This is a genomic window from Acinetobacter sp. GN11 (assembly GCF_054823985.1).
The window spans coordinates 132,703-138,940 of the sequence record NZ_JRVL01000150.1 but is presented as its reverse complement, the minus strand read 5'-3'; the positions used below and the strand labels follow the sequence as shown (position 1 = coordinate 138,940).

5 protein-coding genes are annotated in these 6,238 nt (G+C 39.5%); all 5 read left to right on the top strand.

What is annotated here, in order from left to right:
• Nucleotides 1-84: 84 nt before the first annotated feature.
• The 5 genes from NL42_RS13500 (at nucleotide 85) to NL42_RS13480 (ending at nucleotide 6,237) form a co-directional block, all read left to right on the top strand.
• Complete coding sequence (locus tag NL42_RS13500; RefSeq protein WP_461313111.1) at nucleotides 85-432, top strand: DUF4124 domain-containing protein; 348 nt, start codon at nucleotides 85-87, stop codon at nucleotides 430-432.
• 187 nt (nucleotides 433-619) lie between these two features.
• A complete protein-coding gene (leuS, locus tag NL42_RS13495; protein WP_461313110.1) occupies nucleotides 620-3,244 on the top strand; it encodes a leucine--tRNA ligase in 2,625 nt (874 codons plus the stop codon).
• Nucleotides 3,245-3,271: 27 nt separating this feature from the next.
• Nucleotides 3,272-3,781 carry an LPS-assembly lipoprotein LptE gene (locus NL42_RS13490; RefSeq protein ID WP_086265027.1) on the top strand — a complete coding sequence of 170 codons (510 nt, stop codon included), beginning with the start codon at nucleotides 3,272-3,274 and terminating at the stop codon, nucleotides 3,779-3,781.
• An 18-nt stretch (nucleotides 3,782-3,799) separates the two neighbouring features.
• Nucleotides 3,800-4,789 (top strand): DNA polymerase III subunit delta, encoded by a 990-nt coding sequence (gene holA / locus NL42_RS13485; RefSeq protein ID WP_461313109.1) that lies wholly within the window; start codon nucleotides 3,800-3,802, stop codon nucleotides 4,787-4,789.
• Between the two features lie 107 nt (nucleotides 4,790-4,896).
• The gene (locus NL42_RS13480) at nucleotides 4,897-6,237 is read left to right on the top strand and encodes a MacA family efflux pump subunit (RefSeq protein WP_461313108.1); all 1,341 of its coding nucleotides are present in this window, start codon (nucleotides 4,897-4,899) and stop codon (nucleotides 6,235-6,237) included.
• Nucleotide 6,238: the final 1 nt, after the last annotated feature.

Below are 6,238 nucleotides of genomic sequence, written 5' to 3'. Positions count from 1 at the left end.
TTTTTATATAAAACCATACATTGTAAATTGCTTATTTATGAACTTTATTTAAATATAGTCAGCTTTCTTTGGGGAAGATCTAATATGAATTTATCTTATTTAAAAACAAGCTTATATACAGCAGTTACAACAGCGATTCTAGTTTGCTCAAGCCAAAGTCAGGCACAGCAATATTATAAATGGATGGATAAAAGTGGCTCCACCCATTACACCACAACTCCCCCACCTAAGAGTGCAAAACATTTGAACAAAGTTTCGACTTACGGCAGTCAACCATCCGTAAAAAATTCGACACCGACCTCAGAACAACAACCTCAAGATAAAAAAGATCAAGTAGTGCAAGAGGCAACTAACGTCGCACAGGAAAAAAATGCACCCGCAGCAGCTGTTCCAGCTGCTACACCTATCCCACCCGCTACAGCACCACGATAAGTAAAATGAGAGTGGTGAATATTTTCATCACTCCTCTATTATTTAAAATAAAGAAGAATAGATTGAGAAATGTTTATTGCTCATATTAAAAGATAAAATCCTGATCTAAAAACTGACATTTCCTGTTATTTTGCGCTATGCTGTGCAGCAATCTTTCATTTCAATTTTCGTTGTATAGCTTACGTCTATGACTATTTCTCACATTGACCCCGAATATCAAGCAAATACGATTGAACCATCAGTTCAACAAGATTGGGAAAATCGTAAAGTCTTTAAAGTTGCCGACACTGTCGAAGGTAAACATCGCTACATCCTGTCAATGTTTCCTTACCCAAGTGGCAAGCTGCATATGGGGCATGTGCGTAACTATACAATTGGCGATGTAATTAGCCGTTTTTACCGTTTAAAAGGTGAAACTGTATTACAACCTATGGGTTGGGATGCATTCGGTTTACCTGCTGAAAACGCAGCAATTGCCCATAAAGTTGCTCCAGCAAAATGGACATTTGAAAACATCGCTTACATGCGTGATCAATTAAAAAAATTAGGTCTATCTGTAGACTGGGATCGCGAATTCGCGACTTGTACACCAGAGTATTATCACTGGGAACAATGGTTATTTGTTCAGCTTTATAAAAAAGGCCTGATCTACCGTAAACTTTCAACAGTAAACTGGGATCCGGTTGACCAAACAGTTTTAGCAAACGAGCAAGTTGAAAATGGTCGTGGTTGGCGCTCAGGTGCATTGGTTGAAAAACGTGATATTCCAATGTACTACTTCCGTATTACGGACTATGCACAAGAATTATTAGACGATCTTGATACTTTACAAGACGGCTGGCCTCAACAAGTGTTGACCATGCAACGTAACTGGATTGGTCGCTCTACAGGCATGGAAATTACTTTCCCGTCGAGCAATACAGAAATCTACGCAGATGCATTAACAGTTTATACAACACGTGCTGACACGCTTATGGGTGTGACTTATGTTGCCGTTGCAGCAGAACACCCTCTTGCGCTTAAAGCTGCTGAAAATAACCCTGAATTGGCTGCATTCATTGAAGAATGCCGCATGGGTTCAGTTGCAGAAGCGGACTTGGCGACAGCTGAGAAAAAAGGCATGGCAACAGGCTTGTTTGTAAAACATCCTGTAACTGGTGAAGAGCTTCCTGTCTGGATCGCAAACTACGTATTAATGTCTTATGGTTCTGGCGCAGTAATGGCTGTACCAGCACATGACGAACGTGATTTTGAATTTGCTAACAAGTTCAATTTACCAATTAAACAAGTGATTGATGCCAAAGGTGCTGACGATGCAGATTACTCTGCAACTGAATGGCAAGAATGGTACGGTTCTAAAGAAGGTAAACTTGTTAACTCTGGCGAGTTTGACGGCTTAGAATTCCAAGCTGCTTTTGATGCTTTCCTTACAAAATTAGAACCACACAATTTAGCAAATTCTAAAGTTCAATTCCGCTTACGTGACTGGGGTGTTTCTCGTCAACGTTACTGGGGTTGTCCAATTCCAATGATTAACTGTGATACTTGTGGTCAAGTCACAGTTCCTGAAGATCAGCTTCCAGTTGTATTACCAACAGACGTTGTTCCAGATGGTTCAGGTAACCCGCTTAATAAAATGCCTGAATTCTACGAAACTAAATGTCCTTGTTGTGGTGGCGATGCTCGTCGTGAAACAGATACTTTAGATACTTTCGTAGAGTCATCTTGGTACTATGCACGCTATGCATCTCCAGACTTTACTGGCGGTATGGTTAAACCTGAAGCTGCTCAAAACTGGCTTCCTGTAAACCAATACATTGGTGGTGTTGAGCACGCAATTCTTCACTTACTTTATGCACGTTTCTTCCACAAATTAATGCGTGACGAAGGCGTTGTACAAGGTAACGAACCATTTACCAACTTGTTAACGCAAGGCATGGTGCTTGCAGATACGTTCTACCGTGAAGCAGAAAATGGTAAGAAAACTTGGTTTAACCCAGCTGATATTGAGCTAGAGCGCGATGAAAAAGGTCGTATTCTTTCTGCAAAATATTCAGGTGACGGCCAAGAAGTTGTAATCGGCGGACAAGAGAAAATGTCTAAGTCGAAAAATAACGGTATTGACCCACAAGCGATTATTGATCAATACGGTGCAGATACTGCTCGTGTATTCATGATGTTTGCTGCACCACCAGATCAATCTTTAGAATGGTCTGATGCAGGTGTTGAAGGTGCAAACCGCTTCTTGAAACGTGTATGGCGCCTTGTTGCTGGCTTCCTTGAAAAAGGCAACTCAGCTTCTACGATTGATGCAGCTAATTTATCTAAAGACGCTCAAGATTTACGTCGTAAAACACACGAAACCATTCAAAAAGTAAGTGATGATATTGAACGTCGTCATGCATTCAATACTGCCATTGCTGCTTTAATGGAGTTGTTAAACGCAAGCAATAAGTTTGAAGCAAAAGATGACAATGACATTGCTGTAGAACGTGAAGCGATCACCACACTTTTAACTTTGCTCGAACCTTTTGCACCGCATTTAAGCCAAACTTTATTGGCTCAATTCGGCACAGACGTTACGGAAGCAACTTTCCCTGAAGTTGATGCTTCTGCGTTAACACGTAATACACAAACGATTGTTGTACAGGTTAACGGTAAACTTCGCGGTAAACTTGAAGTTTCTGTTGATATTTCTAAGGAAGATCTCTTAGCTCAAGCTAAAGCTCTACCAGAAGTTCAACAATTCTTAACCGGACCAACAAAAAAAGAAATTGTGGTTCCAAATAAACTCGTTAACCTCGTGGTTTAATTAAAGTTATTAATGAGAGGATCAAGCATGCACTTTGCCAAACGTTTAGCCGCTGTTGTTTTAACCTTAGGCCTTAGTGCAGGCTTAGTCGGGTGTGGATTTCATTTAAAAGGAACCAACCCGACTGCGACTCCGCTTGTTTATAAAAAATTAAGCCTTGAGTTACCAGCTAAAACTGATGATTTGGAAACGCAGTTAAAAGTGTATTTAGCTGCCAATGGTGTTCAACTCAGCAATGATAATGACGCCTATGTACTTCGTGTTTTAGAGTACACACCACGTCGTCAGCTTTTAAATGGAAAACTAACTGAAGTATTATTACGTTTGACCGTAACCTTCCAGATTGAAGATCGTCAGGGTAATAAAATTACTGAGCCACGCTCATTAACTGCATCTCGTAGTTATCAATATGACTTGGCAACAGTCAACACTGAAAATCAGCAAGAAAGTTACTTACAACGCATTGTAATTGATGATATTGCACAGCAAATTACTCGTCAGATTTCAGCAAATCGCTTACCAAAAGCTCAGCCTTAATCTGTATTTTTGCCAGCAATGAAAATTGACTATTTACAAGCCTTAAAACGTACTCCGGAAGCTCGGGGTGCGTGGATTTTGCATGGGCAAGAGCCTTTATTAGAACAAAATTTATTAGATGCCTTTCGCAAAAGCTGGCAACAACAAGAAGTTGAAAGACAGCGCTATGATATTAGTAGCGTAAGCGACTGGAAAAATGTGTTTAACGCACTTAATAGTTTATCTTTATTTTCTCAGCAGCTTGCTATTGAAGTACACGGCAATATAAAACCTGATGCGAATGGCTTAAAACAACTCAAAAGCTATATACAACATAATGAACATAACCTGCTCTTAATTGTTTTACCCAAACAAGATAGTAGTAGTTTAAAGTCTGCTTTTTTTCAAGTTGTTGAGGCAAATGGGGTTGTAGTCGCCCTAACGGCAAATTATCCACAAGACCGTCAACGTATTTTAAATGTAGAAGCAGAAAAGCTTGAGATCCAGCTCGACAACGATGCTTGGCAATGGTTAATGCAGCATCATGAGCACAATTTGCTTGCAGCTAAAAATAGCTTAATGCGTGTAAGAGATACCTTCCCAGACCAAAAACTGATTCAAATTGAACAATTATATGCCTGCCTACAAGATCAATCACGCTATACCACTTATGATTTAAGTGATGCGTTATTAGAAGGTAACCTTGGACAATCTATTAAGATTTTTCAATATTTAATTGCAGCAGGCGAACCAGATAGTCTGATTTTATGGACTTTAAGTAAAGAAATGCGTTTGTTGATGCAATTGTTTGAACAACCCCATAATGCCTTACAGCTCGGTATCTGGAAAACAAAAGTCAGCTTATATCAACAAGCATTAAGAAGACTAAATCCACAACAGTTTTTAGGCTGGTCTACCCTTCTATTGCAAATTGATGCAGCAATTAAAGGAATGTCGAACGAAAATGCAGAACATCTAATGCAGCAAGCGATTGCTGAATTATGTGGGAAAACATTATTTATACAGTAATTCGGCTGAATCATTTTTCTTCATTCCTGAAATATCATAAAAATTCACGTTTTATCCTCATTTCGCTTTTATACTAAATTAAATTTTAAACTTTTCGACCTCTCGCCATGCCAAAAATAAAGCCAATCAAACTTGTTATTATCATCATCTGTATAGTCATTATCGCTCTATTAGCTTGGAAGTTTTTCAAGCCAAAACAGCAACAGCCACAATATATTACTGCCGAGGTAACACGCGGGGATATTGAAAATAATGTACTTGCAACGGGTACACTTGATGCAACCAAACTGATTAGTGTTGGTGCGCAGGTATCTGGTCAGGTTAAAAAGATGTATGTGCAGCTTGGCGATCAAGTTAAGCAAGGTCAACTCATTGCACAGATTGATTCAACGACCCAAGAAAATAGTTTAAAAACATCTGATGCAAATATTAAAAATTTAGAAGCACAGCGCCTTCAACAAGTTGCTTCTTTGAATGAAAAACAACTTGAATACCGCCGTCAGCAACAAATGTATGCCCAAGATGCAACACCACGCGCAGATTTAGAATCGGCTGAGGCAAGCTATAAAACAGCTCAAGCACAAATCAAAGCGTTAGATGCACAAATCGAATCTGCAAAAGTCACAAAATCTACGGCGCAAACCAATATTGGTTATACGCGTATTGTTGCTCCAACAGATGGTACGGTTGTCGCAATTGTGACTGAAGAAGGTCAAACAGTAAACGCCAATCAAAGTGCACCAACAATTGTCAAAATTGCAAAACTACAAAATATGACGATCAAGGCTCAAGTCAGTGAAGCTGACATTATGAAAGTTGAGAAAGGACAACAGGTTTATTTCACTACATTAGGTGAAGACACTAAGCGTTATGCAACTTTACGTCAGATTGAACCTGCTCCAGATTCTATTTCTAGCGAATCAACAAGTACGACAAGCTCAACAACGAGTTCAGCTGTTTACTATAATGCCTTATTCGATGTGCCAAATACCGATGGTAAATTGCGTATTGATATGACTGCACAAGTTTATATCGTATTAAACTCAGCTAAAAATGCCCTACTCGTTCCATCATCAGCACTGAGCTCTAAACAATTTTCAGGTCAAAGAAAATCAGGCCAATCATCTGATAAAGCAAGCTCTACACCTGAAGCTGCTAAAAAATCTCAAGGAAATGGAGCTCGTCTGGAGCGTCTTAACCTGACTGCTGAGCAAAAACAGTTAATTGAACAAGGTAAATTAACGTTAAGTGTTGTACGCATATTACAAGCCGATGGCTCAACTAAACCAACTCAAATTTTGGTTGGCATCAACAACCGTGTAAATGCGCAAGTTCTTGCGGGCTTAAAACAAGGTGATCAAGTTGTCATTGCCGATAGTGCAGATACTTCTGCTGCATCAGCAAATAGTAGTAATAACCGTCGCCGTAGTGGCCCAATGGGAATGTAAG